Origin of the sequence: Agromyces humi, assembly GCF_009720255.1 — a bacterium.
Taxonomy (GTDB): domain Bacteria; phylum Actinomycetota; class Actinomycetes; order Actinomycetales; family Microbacteriaceae; genus Agromyces; species Agromyces humi.
This window is the reverse complement of the sequence record NZ_WJSP02000056.1, coordinates 1-14775: the sequence shown is the minus strand read 5'-3', so window position 1 is coordinate 14775 and position 14775 is coordinate 1. Positions and strand designations below refer to the sequence as shown.

The 14775-nt window shown below is 70.2% G+C and carries 13 protein-coding genes, 4 tRNA genes and 1 pseudogene; 9 read left to right on the top strand and 9 right to left on the bottom strand.

The features are described from left to right. Both GH736_RS07530 and GH736_RS07525 read right to left on the bottom strand, forming a co-directional pair. On the bottom strand, positions 1 to 724 hold a 724-nt coding region (locus GH736_RS07530; RefSeq protein ID WP_407922329.1), incomplete at its 3' end, for a ribonuclease D. Next, positions 717 to 1307: a DUF3000 domain-containing protein gene (locus GH736_RS07525; RefSeq protein WP_159601763.1), complete on the bottom strand. Its 591-nt coding sequence runs from the start codon at positions 1305 to 1307 to the stop codon at positions 717 to 719. The genes GH736_RS07530 and GH736_RS07525, both read right to left, overlap by 8 nt. A 114-nt stretch (positions 1308 to 1421) precedes the next feature. Between GH736_RS07525 and GH736_RS07520 the strand changes: the two genes are divergently transcribed. Next, the gene (locus GH736_RS07520; protein ID WP_159601761.1) at positions 1422 to 2615 is read left to right on the top strand and encodes an alpha/beta hydrolase family protein; all 1194 of its coding nucleotides are present in this window, start codon (positions 1422 to 1424) and stop codon (positions 2613 to 2615) included. Positions 2616 to 2657: 42 nt separating this feature from the next. Here the strand turns inward: GH736_RS07520 and GH736_RS07515 are convergent, their stop codons facing one another. Together GH736_RS07515 and GH736_RS07510 are read right to left on the bottom strand one after the other, a co-directional pair. After that, positions 2658 to 3095, bottom strand: coding sequence for a SufE family protein (locus GH736_RS07515; protein ID WP_159601759.1), 438 nt, complete (start codon positions 3093 to 3095; stop codon positions 2658 to 2660). Positions 3096 to 3143: 48 nt separating this feature from the next. Next, positions 3144 to 4043 (bottom strand): sulfurtransferase, encoded by a 900-nt coding sequence (locus GH736_RS07510; RefSeq protein WP_159601757.1) that lies wholly within the window; start codon positions 4041 to 4043, stop codon positions 3144 to 3146. Positions 4044 to 4183: 140 nt separating this feature from the next. Between GH736_RS07510 and zapE the strand changes: the two genes are divergently transcribed. The 3 genes from zapE to GH736_RS07495 all read left to right on the top strand — a co-directional run bounded on the left by zapE (position 4184) and on the right by GH736_RS07495 (position 7317). Continuing rightward, complete coding sequence (gene zapE, locus GH736_RS07505; RefSeq protein WP_159601755.1) at positions 4184 to 5239, top strand: cell division protein ZapE; 1056 nt, start codon at positions 4184 to 4186, stop codon at positions 5237 to 5239. Between the two features lie 215 nt (positions 5240 to 5454). Then, positions 5455 to 6717, top strand: a complete 1263-nt coding sequence (locus tag GH736_RS07500; protein WP_159601753.1) for an ammonium transporter — start codon at positions 5455 to 5457, stop codon at positions 6715 to 6717. Between the two features lie 42 nt (positions 6718 to 6759). Beyond that, complete coding sequence (locus GH736_RS07495) at positions 6760 to 7317, top strand: type II toxin-antitoxin system PemK/MazF family toxin (protein WP_235933876.1); 558 nt, start codon at positions 6760 to 6762, stop codon at positions 7315 to 7317. A 37-nt stretch (positions 7318 to 7354) separates the two neighbouring features. Here the strand turns inward: GH736_RS07495 and GH736_RS07490 are convergent. Next, positions 7355 to 7427 (bottom strand) — tRNA-Val (locus tag GH736_RS07490). A gap of 237 nt (positions 7428 to 7664) precedes the next feature. On the opposite strand from GH736_RS07490, the gene GH736_RS07485 reads away from it, so the two are divergent. The 3 genes from GH736_RS07485 (at position 7665) to GH736_RS07475 (ending at position 7967) form a co-directional block, all read left to right on the top strand. Beyond that, a tRNA-Gly gene (locus tag GH736_RS07485) sits at positions 7665 to 7736 on the top strand. 56 nt (positions 7737 to 7792) lie between these two features. Further along, positions 7793 to 7866, top strand: a tRNA-Cys gene (locus GH736_RS07480). Between the two features lie 26 nt (positions 7867 to 7892). Next, positions 7893 to 7967: transfer RNA gene (locus GH736_RS07475), tRNA-Val, on the top strand. A gap of 112 nt (positions 7968 to 8079) precedes the next feature. Here the strand turns inward: GH736_RS07475 and GH736_RS07470 are convergent. Both GH736_RS07470 and GH736_RS07465 read right to left on the bottom strand, forming a co-directional pair. Next, the gene (locus tag GH736_RS07470; protein WP_159601751.1) at positions 8080 to 10155 is read right to left on the bottom strand and encodes a glycosyl hydrolase family 28-related protein; all 2076 of its coding nucleotides are present in this window, start codon (positions 10153 to 10155) and stop codon (positions 8080 to 8082) included. A 239-nt stretch (positions 10156 to 10394) separates the two neighbouring features. Next, on the bottom strand, positions 10395 to 10997 hold the full coding sequence (locus GH736_RS07465) for a hypothetical protein (RefSeq protein ID WP_159601749.1): 603 nt from the start codon (positions 10995 to 10997) through the stop codon (positions 10395 to 10397). Positions 10998 to 11174: 177 nt separating this feature from the next. Between GH736_RS07465 and thrS the strand changes: the two genes are divergently transcribed. Next, positions 11175 to 13082, top strand: a complete 1908-nt coding sequence (gene thrS / locus GH736_RS07460) for a threonine--tRNA ligase (protein ID WP_235933877.1) — start codon at positions 11175 to 11177, stop codon at positions 13080 to 13082. After that, positions 13079 to 13645, top strand: coding sequence for an HIT family protein (locus GH736_RS07455; RefSeq protein WP_159601745.1), 567 nt, complete (start codon positions 13079 to 13081; stop codon positions 13643 to 13645). The genes thrS and GH736_RS07455 overlap by 4 nt, the downstream gene beginning before the upstream one ends. A 21-nt stretch (positions 13646 to 13666) precedes the next feature. Here the strand turns inward: GH736_RS07455 and pdxY are convergent, their stop codons facing one another. Together pdxY and GH736_RS07445 are read right to left on the bottom strand one after the other, a co-directional pair. Further along, positions 13667 to 14518: a pyridoxal kinase PdxY gene (gene pdxY / locus GH736_RS07450; protein WP_159601743.1), complete on the bottom strand. Its 852-nt coding sequence runs from the start codon at positions 14516 to 14518 to the stop codon at positions 13667 to 13669. A gap of 7 nt (positions 14519 to 14525) precedes the next feature. Continuing rightward, a pseudogene (locus GH736_RS07445) lies at positions 14526 to 14775 on the bottom strand (transcriptional regulator PtsJ); the annotation flags it as partial.

Below are 14775 nucleotides of genomic sequence, written 5' to 3'. Positions count from 1 at the left end.
ATGCGTCGGGCACCATGCGTCCGGGTGCGACGTCGAGCTCGGAGGCTCGCGCGTCGCGGGCGAGCCACAGCTCCCTGGCGACCGCGAGGCTCCGCGGGCTCCGGATGCCGTGGATGCCCGAGAGCCGGCGCCACGGCTCAGCGGCAGGCACCTTGGCCTCGCGGTCGAGCACGGCCTGGAACTCCTGCTCGGCGAGCCCGGTCTTCCCCGCCTCATCGAGCCGCGCCACGAGCGCGTCGCGCACGTCGACGAGCAGCTCCACGTCGAGCGCGGCGTAGGTCAACCACGCCTGCGGGAGCGGCCGGGTCGACCAGTCGGCCGCCGAGTGCTCCTTCGCCAGATGCACCCCGAGCAGCTCCTCGACCACCGACGCGAGTCCGACGCGCGGCATCCCGAGGAGTCGCGCCGCCAGCTCGGTGTCGAAGATGCGCTCGGGATCGAGCCCCACCTCTCGGAGGCACGCGAGGTCCTGGCTGGCGGCGTGCAGCACCCACTCGTCGCCGCTGATGGCCTGCTGCAGCGGCGAGAAGTCGGGGATCTGGGGCGGGTCGAAGAGGAACGTGCCCGCACCCCGGCGATACATCTGGATGAGATAGGCGCGCTGCGAGTACCGGAACCCGCTCGCCCGCTCCGCGTCCACCGCGATGGGTCCCTCGCCCTCGTCGAGGCGCCGGACCGCGTCGTCGAAGTCGGCGGGCGATTCGATCACCCGGAATTCATCCACGGTCGGTCCTCCGTCGGGGCAGGGCGGTCACCCCCTCTGAGCGAGGCGGCAGCCCCGCGAGCATGCACAACAACTCACCCCAGCCTTCCACATGCGGGCCGACGGCGGCATCGAGGGGCGTCCACGACGCACGCACCTCGATCTGGGCGCCGTCGCCCTGGCGTGCGAGCTCGCCGAAGCCGGTCGAGAGGATCTTGGTCGCGGTGCCGGATGCCGCGATGTACCGTGCGCCGCGCGCGTCGAGCGCGTCGACGAGCCACGACCAGGCGACGTCCGCGAGGAACGGGTCGAGTCCGATGTCGGTCTCGAGGGGGGCCTGCGCGAAGCACACGACGCGGAAGCGGCCGCCCCAGGCCTCGGGCTCCGTGGGATCGTAGAGCAGGACGAAGCGACCCGTGCCCAGGTCGGAGTCGACCTCGTGACGGCTCGGTGCGACATCCGCCGACAGGGCGACGGCGAAGGGGGCGAGCGAGCCCGGCGCGGGGATCTCCGAGACGCGCAGCTCCGTACGCGGCGAGGCCGCACGCACGGCATCGAGTGCGGCCTCGAACTCTGCGGGATGATGCGTCGAGGAGTCGGGCACGTGTGCAGACTAGAGTCTCGGATGGGGCGCAGGGCGACGGCACGCCGCACCGCCGCCCAGACGAACCAACGGCTTCGCGGGGAGGGCGCAGGGATGGGTCGAGGAGCGGACTCGGTGAGTGGGGTGCGGATCGCCGGGACGGCCATCGGACTGCTCGCCGCCGCCGTCGGGGCGGTCGCGGCCGTGACGACGGTGGTCATGGCGCGGCGGGTGGTGACCCCGCCCACCACGCGCACCGAGGACGTGCGGATCCTGTCCGTCGACCTGCCGCGGGGCGAGGTCGTGCTCGCCGCTTCCGAGGAGACGCGCATGCGCGGCCGGTACGGGCTCTGGTTCGAGCGTGACTCGGGGCATGCCCGGCTCGGCGAGATCCTCGGGGAGACCGACCACACCGTGCGCCGTCGGGTCGACGCCGTGGACTTCGGCCGGCTCGACCGTGCCGCGCGCGGACGCATCAACGGCTGGTACCACCTCGGGCCGTGGGAGCTCGGCCACGCGTACGAGAACGTGCTCGTCGAGACGCCGCTCGGCCCCGCGCCCGCGTGGTTCGTGCCGGCGGCCGTGCCGTCGACGCAGTGGGTGGTGCAGGTGCACGGTCGCGGCGCGAAGCGCCAGGAGGGGCTGCGCGCCGTCGATCCGGCACGGGATGCCGGCTGGAACACGCTGCTCGTCTCCTATCGCAATGACGGCGAGGCGCCCGAGAGCGCCGATCGCCGCTACGGACTCGGCGGCACCGAGTGGGCCGACGTGGTTGCGGCGGTCCGCTACGCCGAGCAGCACGGCGCGGAGCGGATCGTGCTGATGGGCTGGTCCATGGGCGGCTCGATCGTGCTCCAGGCCGTGCTGCGCTCGGCCGCCGTGCGCGAGCGCCTCGTCGGCGTCATCCTCGACTCGCCGGCCATCGACTGGGTCGACATCCTCCGCTTCCAGGGCACGCTGCAGAAGCTGCCCCCGGGCTACGGCGACGTCGTCGTGCGCCTCCTCGGCGGACCGTGGAGCGGCGGGCTCACCGGCCTGGCGGCGCCCATCTCGGTCGAGGAGCTCGACCCCGTCGCCCGCGCCGACGAGCTCGACGTGCCCATCCTGCTCATGCACAGCGAGGACGACGGCTACGTGCCGATCGACGGGTCGCGACGGCTCGCGGCCGCCCGCCCCGACCTCGTGCAGTTCGAGGTCTTCGCGGGCGCCCGCCACACGAAGCTCTGGAACCACGACCCAGCGCGGTGGACGCGGCTCGTGCGCGGATGGCTCGAACGCAGCGATGCCGACGTGCGGCGTCTCGCCGAGGAGGCGGAGATCGCCGGCTGATGCCGCCTGCCAGCTCGCCTGCGCGGAAGTCGACCCGACCGCTCAGGCCGCGACGCGCTCCCGGACCTGTCGGCGCACCCGGGCGAGCATGCCCGACATGCCGCGCACGCGCAGCGGGGACACCGCCTCGGACAGGCCGAGCGACTGCGGGTAGTCGGCGGGCACCGCGAGCACGTCGTCGACGGAGAGCCCGTCGAGTCCCTGCACGAGGATCGAGGCGAACCCGCGCGTCGTGGGGGATTCGGCCGGTGCGGTGGCGTGCAGGTGTACCCGGTCGTGCTCGACCTCCACGAAGATGAAGACCGGCGACTGGCACTCCTCGACCTTCTCGAAGAGGTCGGGGTGATCGCGGTACCGCTCGGGCAGCTCGGGCAACTCGTTGGAGAACTCGAGCAGCAGCTGCAGGCGGTCACGGACGCCGAGCGCGAGGAAGTCCTCGCGGGTCTCGGCGAGTCGGGCGGGCAGGGTCGTGGCGTCCATCGGATCCATTCTCCCACTGCGGACGCGTGACGCGGCCCGCCCTGCGGACTAGCGGGTCGGGACCTCGCCGCGCTCGCTGCCCGTCGCGATGGGCACGCGCACCGCGCTGCCCCACTCGGTCCAGGAGCCGTCGTAGTTGCGCACGTGCTCGAAGCCGAGCAGGTGCGTGAGCACGAACCAGGTGTGGCTCGAGCGCTCGCCGATGCGGCAGTACGCGATCACGTCGTCGCCGTCGCTGAGGCCGGCCTCATCGCGGTAGATCGCGTCGAGCTCGGTGCGGTTCTTGAAGGTGCCGTCGGCCGCGGCGGCGCGGGCCCAGGGCACGGATGCCGCGGTGGGGATGTGCCCCGCGCGCAGGGCGCCCTCCTCGGGGTATGCCGGGGCGCTCGTGCGCTCGCCGGTGTACTCCTCGGGGGAGCGCACGTCGATGAGGGGGTTGCCGAAGTGCTCGAGCACGTCCTCCTTGAACGCGCGGACCACGGAGTCGTCGCGCTCCACGACGGGGTACTCGACGGGCGTCACCTCGGTGACGTCGGTGGTGAGCGGGCGCCCCTCGCTGATCCAGAGGTCCCGGCCGCCGTCGAGCAGGCGCACGTCCTCGTGGCCGAAGAGCGTGAACACCCACAGGGCGTACGCCGCCCACCAGTTGTTCTTGTCGCCGTAGATCACGACGGTCGTGTCGCGGGCGATGCCCTTCGATCCGAGCAGGGCGGCGAACTGCTCGCCCGTGAGGTAGTCGCGAACGACCGGGTCGTTGAGGTCGGTGTGCCAGTCGACCTTCACGGCGCCGGGGATGTGCCCGGTCTCGTAGAGCAGGACGTCCTCGTCGGATTCGACCACCACGAGGCCGGGTTGCCCGAGGTGTTCGGCGAGCCATTCGGTGGTGACGAGGCGCTCGGGATGCGCGTACTCGGCGAACTTGGCGGCGGAGTCGAACTCGGCGGACATGGAACCTCCAGGGATCGTCCGATCGGACGGGTGTGCGGGGGAGCGGACTAGGCTGGTGACCTGTCCACCTCGAATCTACGCGGCGTGCGGGTGGAAGTCAGCATGCCCGTCATCCGGTGCAATACGGGAGTCCCTCCAGCATGACCACGGTCGCGAGCCATGCCCTCATCCGCCTGATCGAGCGGAATCCCACCATCTCGGCGGCCGAGATCGCCTCGGAACTGGCCCCGCCGCCGCAGTTCGAGCACGCGTCCTTCGAATCGTACCGGCCCGACCCCGACTTCCCCTCCCAGCAGGCGGCCCTCGACCGGCTCAAGGAGTTCGCCGGCGCCTGGCGCGCCGCGCAGCGGCCCGGCGGGTTCTTCTCGCGCAAGCGGCCCGCTCGCATCGAGCTTCCGGGCGTCTACCTCGACGGCGGCTTCGGCGTCGGCAAGACGCACCTGCTCGCCGCGCTCTGGCACGTCGCCCACGGACCGAAGTACTTCGGCACCTTCATCGAGTACACCGCGCTGGTCGGCGCGCTCGGGTACGCGCAGGCCGTCGAGCTCCTCCGCGGCGCGCGCCTGGTCTGCATCGACGAGTTCGAGCTCGACGACCCGGGCGACACCATGCTCATGACGCGCTTCCTCGGCGAGCTCATGGCCGGTGGAACCCGGGTGGCGGCGACCTCGAACACGCCGCCGAACGCGCTCGGCGAGGGGCGGTTCGCGGCCTCCGACTTCCTCCGCGAGATCCACGCGCTCTCGTCGAACTTCGAGACGCTGCGCATCGACGGCCTCGACTACCGTCGCCGCGACACCGAGGGGCACGCCGAGGCGATCCCCGACGCGGCCACGGTGACGCACACCGCCGAGGCGCTGGCCGCCCGCGGCCACCGCGTCTCCCTCGACGGCTTCGACGAGCTCATCGCCCATCTCGCCACGGTGCATCCGTCGAAGTACATCAAGCTCATCCAGGGCGTCGAGTTCATCGCCCTCGAGGGCGTGCACGAACTCTCGAACCAGAACGCCGCGCTCCGCCTCGTGGCGTTCATCGACCGGGTCTACGACGCCGAGGTGCCGATCATCGCGAGCGGCATCCCGCTCGACCAGGTCTTCGATGACGAGATGATGGGCGGCGGCTACCGGAAGAAGTACCTGCGCGCCATGAGCCGCATGATCGCCCTCACCACGGGCGAGCTGCCGCCGCACGACTGACGTCGCGCACGCGGCATCCGCCAACGCGTCGCGCGTCGGTCTGATGCCGCGACCGCGCGGATTCACACCGATCGTGCGGCCCGCCGAAATCTGCTGTTTACGTGGATGGCCGAGGCCGTAACGAACCCGAAACACAACACGATCCCTCTCGAAACGTCCCGTCATGAGACTGGACCGCATCAGGTTCCCCAACCCTGCACTGAGAGAGGTTCGAGATGGATCAAGGCAACACGGCGTTCCTACTGATATCCGCAGCACTCGTGTTGCTGATGACGCCCGGACTCGCGTTCTTCTACGGCGGACTCGTCAAGGCGAAGAGCGTCATCAGCATGATGATGCTGAGCTTCGGCGCGATGGGCCTCATCGGCGTCCTCTGGGTGCTCTACGGCTACGCCATCGCCTTCCCCTCGGCTGAGGGACTCGCCGCCCCGTGGTCGATCGACTGGTCGGCGATCGGCCTGGAGAGCCTCCTCGAGACCCCTGAGGGCGCCGCGTACCCGCCGCTCGCCTTCGTCGGATTCCAGGCGACCTTCGCGATCATCACCGTGGCGCTGATCTCGGGCGCCATCGCGGACCGCGCCAAGTTCGGTGCGTGGATGATCTTCGCCGCAGTGTGGGCGACGGTCGTGTACTTCCCCGTCGCGAGCTGGGTGTTCAACTTCGGCCTGGCCGACGACGGCAGCTTCGCCTACGGCGGCTGGATCACCTACGGCATGCAGCAGGTCTTCGGTGTCGGCGCCCTCGACTTCGCCGGCGGCACTGCGGTGCACATCAACGCCGGTGCGGCGGCCCTGGCCCTCGCGCTCGTGCTCGGCAAGCGCGTCGGGTTCTCGAAGGGCGCGCACGTGCCCCACAACCCGCCGTTCGTGCTCCTCGGTGCGGGCCTCCTCTGGTTCGGCTGGTTCGGGTTCAACGCGGGCTCCGAGCTCGCCGCCGACAACACCGCCGCCGTCGCCTGGATCAACACGCTCGCGGCTCCCGCTGCCGCACTGCTGGCCTGGCTGGTCGTCGAGAAGATCAAGGACGGCAAGCCGACGTCGGTCGGCGCGGCATCCGGTGCCGTCGCGGGCCTCGTTGCGATCACCCCTGCGTGTGCCTTCCTCACCCCGATCTGGGCGATCGTGCTGGGCGTCGTCGCCGGCGCGGTCTGCGCGCTCGCGGTGGACCTGAAGTTCCGCTGGGGCTTCGACGACTCGCTCGACGTCGTGGGCATCCACCTCGTCGGCGGCCTCATCGGCACGCTCTACCTGGGCTTCTTCGCCAACACCACCGGCCTCATCTACAGCGGCAACCTCACGCAGCTGCTGGTGCAGGCGATCGCGGCCGTCTCGGTCATGGTCTACTCCTTCGTGCTCGCCCTGGTCATCGGATTCGTGGTGCAGAAGACCATCGGCTTCCGTGTGAAGAACGAGGACGAGATCGCCGGCATCGACACGGTCGTGCACGGCGAGGACGCGTACAAGCTCGAGACCGTCTGACGACGCTGATCCACCGCGAGGGCGGTGGGGTAGTGTGCCGGTGTGCCAGACACCAGCCGCTTCCTCACCGCCCTCGGGCGTGTGTTCGGGAGGTTCTCGGGAGCACGCACGTCCACCACCTCGAGCGGCGCTCCGGATGCCGCGACGGCAGGTACCGGGGCCCCCGCCGGGCTGCTCTCGCCGGGCCAGTCGGGGCCGGCGGCCACGGTCGAGGTCGACCCGGCGCGCCTGCGGGACGTGCGCCTCACGTACGCGCCGTCGCACGACGGGGAACCCGACCCGGGCGAGATCGTGTGGACGTGGGTGCCGTACGAGGAGCGCGACGGCCGCGGCAAGGACCGGCCGGTCGTGATCGTCGCCGCGTCGGGCAGTGCGGACTTCCTCGCCGTCCAACTCACGAGCAAGGCGCACGACGGCGACCGCGACTTCCTGAGCCTCGGAACCGGCGCGTGGGACGCCTCCGGACGGCCGAGCTGGGTACGGATCGACCGCGTCTTCCGAGTGCGCACCGGGGGGATGCGCCGCGAGGCCGCCTCGCTCGACGCCGCTCGCTACGCGCTCCTCACGCGGGCGCTCGGCGATCGGTACGGCTGGCGCTGAAACGAAGAACGCCCCCCAGTGGAGTGGGAGGCGTTCGTGGGCGATGCCGGGCTCGAACCGACGACCTCTTCCGTGTGAAGGAAGCGCGCTACCAGCTGCGCCAATCGCCCATGTGGGATCGCGGTGCACCGTGGTGACCGCGGACTCGATACTAGCCGACCCGGCGGGCCGATTGCACATCGACGGCCGGCGGGCAGCCGCCCGGGCGCGCCGAGTGCGTCGACACGCCCGGGATTCGGGCCTCGAATGCCCCGATGACCGGGGGGAACCGGCCACCCGGTCCGCTCAGTTTGTGATTCGTTCACCGGATCAGTTAGAGTCTCTCTGCACGCAGAAATGCGGGCAACGCGGATGTGGCGCAGTGGTAGCGCATCACCTTGCCAAGGTGAGGGTCGCGAGTTCGAATCTCGTCATCCGCTCTGATCGGGAATGAGCGTGAGTTCATTCCTGTTCTTCTGGTGGTGAACCCAAACGCGGTGGATTGGCCGAGAGGCGAGGCAGCGGCCTGCAAAGCCGTATACACGGGTTCGAATCCCGTATCCACCTCCAAGCTGAGAAACCTCGATTCTCGACTTGGGCGATTGGCGCAGCGGTAGCGCGCTTCCCTGACACGGAAGAGGTCACTGGTTCGATCCCAGTATCGCCCACCACGACAAGGCCCCGGCATCGCCGGGGCCTTTCGCATTCCCTCGGGATGCCGTCCGCAGCTGGGGAGCCGGATGCCCCGTTCGAGGCATCCGGCTCCCTCGCGATCAGTTCACGTCACCAGGGTGACGGCGCGGGTGGTGCGACCACCGGCGGCCGGTCGTCGCAGGTGATCGTGTTGGGCAGCTCCCACGGTGCGAGCCAGGGTCCGGTCGTGTTCACGCCGCTCGAGTCGTTGCCGCCGAGGTCGCCGAGCGAGAACTCCGAGCCGGCCGGCGTGAAGTGGAACGTGCCGCAGTTGTTCACGCCCACCGCCCCGACGTTGCGCGCGTCGACGTTCTCGAACGATGCCGAGCCGGCGACCCTGGCACTGACCACGGACGTGCCGGTGCCGTCGACACGGACGTCGCCGAAGTGCACGCCCGAGATGGAGACCTGGTCCTTCACGGGCCAGTCGGACACGAGCATGATCGCGTTGTAGGTGCTGTCGAGGAAGTGGTCGCCGCTCACGCGGATGTCGGCCTGGTCGATCGATCGGTCGAGCGCGTAGAACCAGATGGCCCCCAGCCCGATGTTCCAGTTGAGTTCGTACGTCCCTGCGCGCACGGTGGTGTTCTCGACGATCGCGAGCGAGCCCGTGAAGGGCTCGGCGCCGAACCTGGAGCCGACATGCAGGGCGCTGCCCTCGCGGATCGGGTCGGCGACGAGGTTGCCCGACACGGTGGTGTCCGTGCCGCCGTAGATGGCGATGCCGTTCGCGAGCGTCGGCGTCTGCACCGTGTTGCGATCGAACGCGTTGCCCGCGTTCGCCACCGCCTCCGACCACATGGCGAGCCCGTCGTCGCCGGTGTTGCGCACGAACGTGTTCGCGACGGTGGATCCGGTCACGCCGGTGTGGAAGTTGAGCCCGTCGGCGATCTGGTCGACGATGATGCTGTCGCGCACCTCGAGACCGTCCATCGGTCCGTCGAACCACATGCCGACCTTGGTGTGGCGGATGTAGAGCCCCTCGATGGTCGAGTCGCTCATCGCGCCGCCGATGCCGTTCACCTGGTCGGTGTCGATGCGCTCGCGCACGTCGCCCTCGATGGCGAACCCGGAGAGGTGCACGTTCGTGCTGCCGCCGTCCGCGGCATCCCTGCCGTAGAAGCCCACGCCGGTGTGCACGGAGCCGTCGGGCGCCGGCTCGGCGAGCGCGACCTCGCTGCCGCGGATGGTGGTGTACCAGTTGCCGGCCCCCTCGATGGTCACGTCGTCGACGATCAGGTGGCGGTCGACCCGGAAGGTGCCCGGTGGCACGTACACGGGCAGGTCGTGCCGCTTCGCGAAGTCGATGGCGCGATCGAACGCGGGTGCGGCATCGCGCCGGCCGGTCGGGTCGGCGCCGAACAGCAGCACGTTGGCCCCCTTCAGTCGCACGTGGGGCGCTGCGACCAGTTCGCTGTCGAGCAGGTCGATCGTGGTGAGCTCCGCGGTCGCCCGCTTGGGCACCGCGAGCCGCACGACGTCGCCTGCCTCGTACGTCCTGCCCAGGAGCATCCGCTGCTCGTCGTAGAAGTGCATGGGCCGGAAGGGCGTGGTGACGGCGTAGTCGGGCCCGGGCACGCACCCGCATTCGGTGATCCACCAGTCGGGGTGAAGCAGGCCGGCGTGCGGGTCGTTCGTGAACGGGTACTGGTTGTAGAGCCAGGAGTACTCGGAGGTGAGCGTCATCGTGCGCTTCTGCCGTCCGTTCACGGTCACGTCGAGCGGCGATCGGATGCCGCCGCCGTCGGCCGCGTCGGGGATGCTGTAGCGCACGGTGATCGCGTTGGTCCTCGCGGGCAGCGTGAACTCGACGTACTGCCCGGCCTGCAACTGCACCGCGCTGCGTCCCGACGCCTCGGCCGGCAGGGTGTACGCCGTGCGATCGGGGCCGATGACGGTGCCCGTGTGCACGGCCCGCTCCGCCTCCTGTTCGAGGAAGGGCACGTCGGCGCCTCGGCCGGCGACCAGTGCGGGGTCGAGTGCCGCCCGGGTGACCACCGGTGCGGCTGCCGACGGTGCCGCGGATGCCGCGACGGCGGGTGGCGCAGCCAGCGCCGCGCCCGCGAGCATCGCCGATGCGGCCGCCACCGCGATCGCGCGGCGCCTGAGCAGCTTCGGGCGGGGATGCCCGCCGGGTGGCGGGGCCTGCGTGGTGCGTCGCGTCATCGTCGACTCGTTCCTCTCGGTGGTGCACGCCATCGGACACCGCGGGCGCCTGACGCCCACGAGTGAGGCGACTGTACGTCGCCGCTCGGAAGCATCACAAGTGCCTGCGAAGGAATGTCGAAGAAGAGTCGACTTCTTGCAATGTTTGCTGAAAGCGGCTGCAAGCGTCGGCGCCGACCTGCACCGGCTTGCGCCGATCCGACGCAGCGGCGCGCTCGGCCGGCTGCGAGCTCCGGTCGTCAGCTGATCGGCAGGAGCGGATCGAAGACGAGCGGGGGATGTGCGATCCTCGTGCTGAACCACGACCAGGACTCGCCCGAGGTCTGCTCGATCGCCGCCGAGGCATCCAGGCCGGGCGGCACGTTCCGCAGGATGATCGTGATGACGCGCCGGCCGCTGAAGCGGATCGATCCCGGTGCGTCGACGGTGCCGCTGCCCGCGTAGCCGGTCGGCGTGAAGGCGGCGCGCGTGGGCGCGTCGACGGCGAACGTGAACACGTAGGTGCCCGGGCCCGTCGCGCCGTAGGCGGCGGGGTTGAAGTGCACCGACACGGCGGGATTCCGGTGCGGTGATTCGCGGAGGTCGAACCCGGCGTACGGCTCCGCGGCGTCCGTCTGCACGATCGTCGGGCGGATGAGGGTGAGGTTCGTGCGCCCGAGTCCGATCGTCGTGGTGGGGGACAGCACTTGGATGGGCGCCCAGAAGATCGGCCCGAATCCGAGTTCGCCGGCTCGGCGTTTGGCCGCCCAGTCCTCCGCGGTCAGGTCGGTCTCGAAGTCGGAGAAGGGCGCGCTGCCGGCCGCTGCGCCGCGGTCGTCGTCGGTGGGGTCTGAACTGGACATGAGGCAAACTCTAGAACCCGGATGCCGCGGCGTCATCAGGGTGCGCACGGACCGCCGACCCGCGGCCGGTCCGGCCCTGCGGTCGCACTACAGTTGAAGGGTTCGTTTCGACCCCAGAGGGAGTGGTTCACAGTGGCCGACGGCTTCGAGCTCTTCACCGATCGATCCGTTGTCGCAATGCGCGTCAACGGCGAGCTCAAGGACCTCGCCACGACCGTGACGGACGCGGACGTCGTCGAGGCCGTCACGATCGACTCGCCCGACGGACTCGGCATCCTGCGCCACTCGACCGCCCACGTGCTGGCCCAGGCGGTGCAGGCCGTGAACCCCGAGGCGAAGCTCGGCATCGGACCGCCCGTGACCGACGGCTTCTACTACGACTTCGACGTCGCCCAGTCGTTCACCCCCGAGGACCTCAAGGCCCTCGACAAGGAGATGGCGCGCATCGTGCGCCAGGGCCAGCGCTTCATGCGTCGCGTCGTCACCGACGACGAGGCCCGTGCCGAGCTCGCCCACGAGCCCTACAAGCTGGAGCTCATCGGGCTGAAGGGCCACGAGACCGGCACCGCGCAGTTCGAGGAGAGCGAGAACGTCGAGGTGGGCGGCGCCGAGCTCACCATCTACGACAACGTCGACCCCAAGACCGGCGAGACCGTGTGGAAGGACCTCTGCCGGGGACCCCACCTGCCGAACACGCGCATGATCGGCAACGGCTGGGCGCTGTCCCGCGTCGCGGCGGCGTACTGGCGCGGCTCGGAGAAGAACCCGCAGCTCCAGCGCATCTACGGCACGGCCTGGCCGACGAAGGACGAGCTGCGCGCGTACCAGCACCGCCTCGAGGAGGCCGCGCGGCGCGACCACCGCAAGCTCGGCGCCGAACTCGACCTGTTCTCGTTCCCCGAGGAGATCGGGAGCGGGCTGCCGGTGTTCCACCCCCGGGGCGGCATCATCAAGCGCGAGATGGAGGACTACGTCCGCCGCCGCCACATCGAGGAGGGCTTCCAGTACGTCTCGACCCCGCACATCACGAAGGCGCACGTCTTCGAGCTGTCGGGTCACCTGCCGTACTACAAGGACACGATGTTCCCGCCGATGGAGCTAGAGAACAGCGAGTACTACCTCAAGGCGATGAACTGCCCGATGCAGAACCTCATCTTCCGGTCACGGGGGCGCTCCTACCGCGAGCTCCCGCTGCGGTTCTTCGAGTTCGGCACCGTGTACCGCTATGAGAAGTCGGGCGTCGTGCAGGGCCTCACCCGCGTGCGCGGCCTCACCCAGGACGACTCGCACAGCTACGTCACGCCCGAGCAGGCGCCCGGCGAGGTGAAGCACCTCCTCGACTTCGTGCTCGGACTCCTGCGCGACTTCGGCCTCGACGACTTCTACCTCGAGCTGTCGACCCGCGACGCGAACTCCGACAAGTTCAAGGGCACCGACGAGCAGTGGGAGGTCGCCACGAACGTGCTCCGCGAGGTCGCGGAGGCATCCGGCCTCGAGCTCGTGCCCGACCCGGGCGGTGCGGCGTTCTACGGACCGAAGATCTCGGTGCAGGCGCGCGACGCGATCGGCCGCACCTGGCAGATGTCGACGATCCAGTACGACTTCAACCAGCCCGAGGGCTTCGGCCTCGAGTACACCGCGGCCGACGGCACCCACCAGCAGCCGGTCATGATCCACTCGGCGAAGTTCGGGTCCATCGAGCGGTTCTTCGGCGTGCTGATCGAGCACTACGCGGGCGCCTTCCCTGTCTGGCTCGCGCCCGTGCAGGTCGTCGGCATCCCCGTCGCCGACGAGTACGCCGACTACCTCGGCGGCATCGTCGACCAGCTCCGTCGCGCCGGCGTGCGCGCCGAGCTCGACACGAGCGACGACCGCATGCAGAAGAAGATCCGCACGCACACCACGCAGAAGGTGCCGTTCCAGCTCATCGCGGGCGAGAACGACCGCGCGGGCGAGACCGTGAGCTTCCGTTTCCGCGACGGCACGCAGGAGAACGGCGTGCCGATCGCCGACGCCGTCGCACGCGTGCGCGCCGCCATCGAGGACCGCCGCCAGGTGACGACGAGGGACGACCTGTTCGGATGACGCGCGCATACCAGGCCGACGAGTTCGACGGGGTCCCCACGGATGCCGCGTCCGACCTCGCCGGCGTGCCCGACGCGTTCCAGCGCCTGTGGACGCCGCACCGGCTGGTGTACATCCAGCACGGCCAGCAGCCCGACGAGCACACCTGCCCGTTCTGCCGGGCGCCCGAGATGAGCGACGAGCAGTCGCTCATCGTGGCGCGCGGCACGCTGGCGTACGTGCTGCTGAACCTCTACCCGTACAACAGCGGTCACCTGCTGGTCTGCCCCTACCGTCACATCGCCACCTACGACGAGGCCACGCCCGAGGAGGTCGCCGAGATCGGCGAGCTGACGCAGATCGCGATGCGCGTGGTCAAGCAGGTCTCCCGGTGCGACGGATTCAACATCGGCATGAACCAGGGGCGCATCGCCGGCGCGGGCATCGCGGAGCACCTGCACCAGCACATCGTGCCGCGGTGGGCGCTCGACGCGAACTTCTTCCCGATCATCGCGGGCACCAAGGCGCTGCCGCGGCTGCTCGGCGAGGTGCGGCAGGAGATCGCCGAGGCGTGGCCCGGCTGACGGCTCAGCGGGCCTGACGGCTCAGCGGACCTGGTGGGCCTCGAACTGCATCCGCGGGTGCGCGTAGGCATCCTGGGACTCGACGAGCCGGAGTTCGCGCTCGCCCGACTCGTGCGTGTTCTCGAGCAGGTCGAAGACGCTCGACGCGGTGCGCGCGAGCGCGTCCGCCGCGTCGCCCGTGCGCCGGTAGTGCGCCGTGAAGAGCGCCGCCGTGACGTCGCCCGAGCCGTTCGCCTTGAGCGGCAGCAGCGGGGTCCGGACGATCCAGGCGCCGCGGTCGTCGACGGCGAGCATCTCGATGGTGCCGTCGTCGCGGTCGGGTCGCTCCACGCTCGTGACGAGCACGGTGCGGGGGCCCGACGCGCGCGCCAGGTCGACCGACTCCAGCGTGGACTCGAGCGAGCCGGGCTCCGTCCCGGTGAGGTATCCGAGCTCGAACTGGTTCGGCGTGATGAGGTCGGCGGCCGGCACCACGCGCTCCCGCAGCAGCACGGGGATCGCGGGCGCCACGAAGCATCCGCTCTTCGCATTGCCCATCACCGGATCGCACGAGTAGACGGCCGCGGGGTTCGCCGCCTTGATCCGCGCGACTGTGTCGAGGATGACGTCGGCGATGCCCTCGGAGCCCTGGTAACCCGAGAGGATCACGTCGATCTCAGGGAACGCCCCGCGGTCCTCGATGCCCGCGATGACCTCCCGCACGTCGTCGGGACTGATCAGCGGGCCCCGCCAGGCGCCGTAGCCCGTGTGGTTCGAGAAGTTCACGGTGTACACCGGCATGACCTCGACGCCGATGCGCTGCAGGGGGAACACGGCCGCGGAGTTGCCCACGTGGCCGTAGGCGACGGCGGACTGGATCGAGAGGACCTTCACCCCTCGATCATTCCATCCCGGTGACGAGTCGTCCGCCCGCGGCGAGAACGGCCGCGGCCACGTCGCCGGCGAGCCGGTCGGCGTCGGCGTCGGCGAGGTCGTGGACCGTGAGCCGGAGCCTCTGCACCGCGCTTGCGTCGGCGAGGGAGAACTCGTCGCCCGTGCGCACGAGCCAGCCCCGCCGCATCAGATGCTCGGAGACGTCGCGCGCCGGCACCGGCAGTGGAACCCAGAGGTTGAGGCCGTCGCCGGCTGCG

Coding starts and splice junctions, on each gene's coding strand:
- GH736_RS07465 (WP_159601749.1), bottom strand. CDS start 10,997: ATGTCCAGTTCAGACCCCACCGACGACGACCGCGGCGCAGCGGCCGGC.
- GH736_RS07455 (WP_159601745.1), top strand. CDS start 13,079: ATGACGCGCGCATACCAGGCCGACGAGTTCGACGGGGTCCCCACGGAT.
- zapE (WP_159601755.1), top strand. CDS start 4,184: ATGACCACGGTCGCGAGCCATGCCCTCATCCGCCTGATCGAGCGGAAT.
- GH736_RS07515 (WP_159601759.1), bottom strand. CDS start 3,095: ATGGACGCCACGACCCTGCCCGCCCGACTCGCCGAGACCCGCGAGGAC.
- GH736_RS07510 (WP_159601757.1), bottom strand. CDS start 4,043: ATGTCCGCCGAGTTCGACTCCGCCGCCAAGTTCGCCGAGTACGCGCAT.
- GH736_RS07500 (WP_159601753.1), top strand. CDS start 5,455: ATGGATCAAGGCAACACGGCGTTCCTACTGATATCCGCAGCACTCGTG.
- thrS (WP_235933877.1), top strand. CDS start 11,175: ATGCGCGTCAACGGCGAGCTCAAGGACCTCGCCACGACCGTGACGGAC.
- GH736_RS07470 (WP_159601751.1), bottom strand. CDS start 10,155: ATGACGCGACGCACCACGCAGGCCCCGCCACCCGGCGGGCATCCCCGC.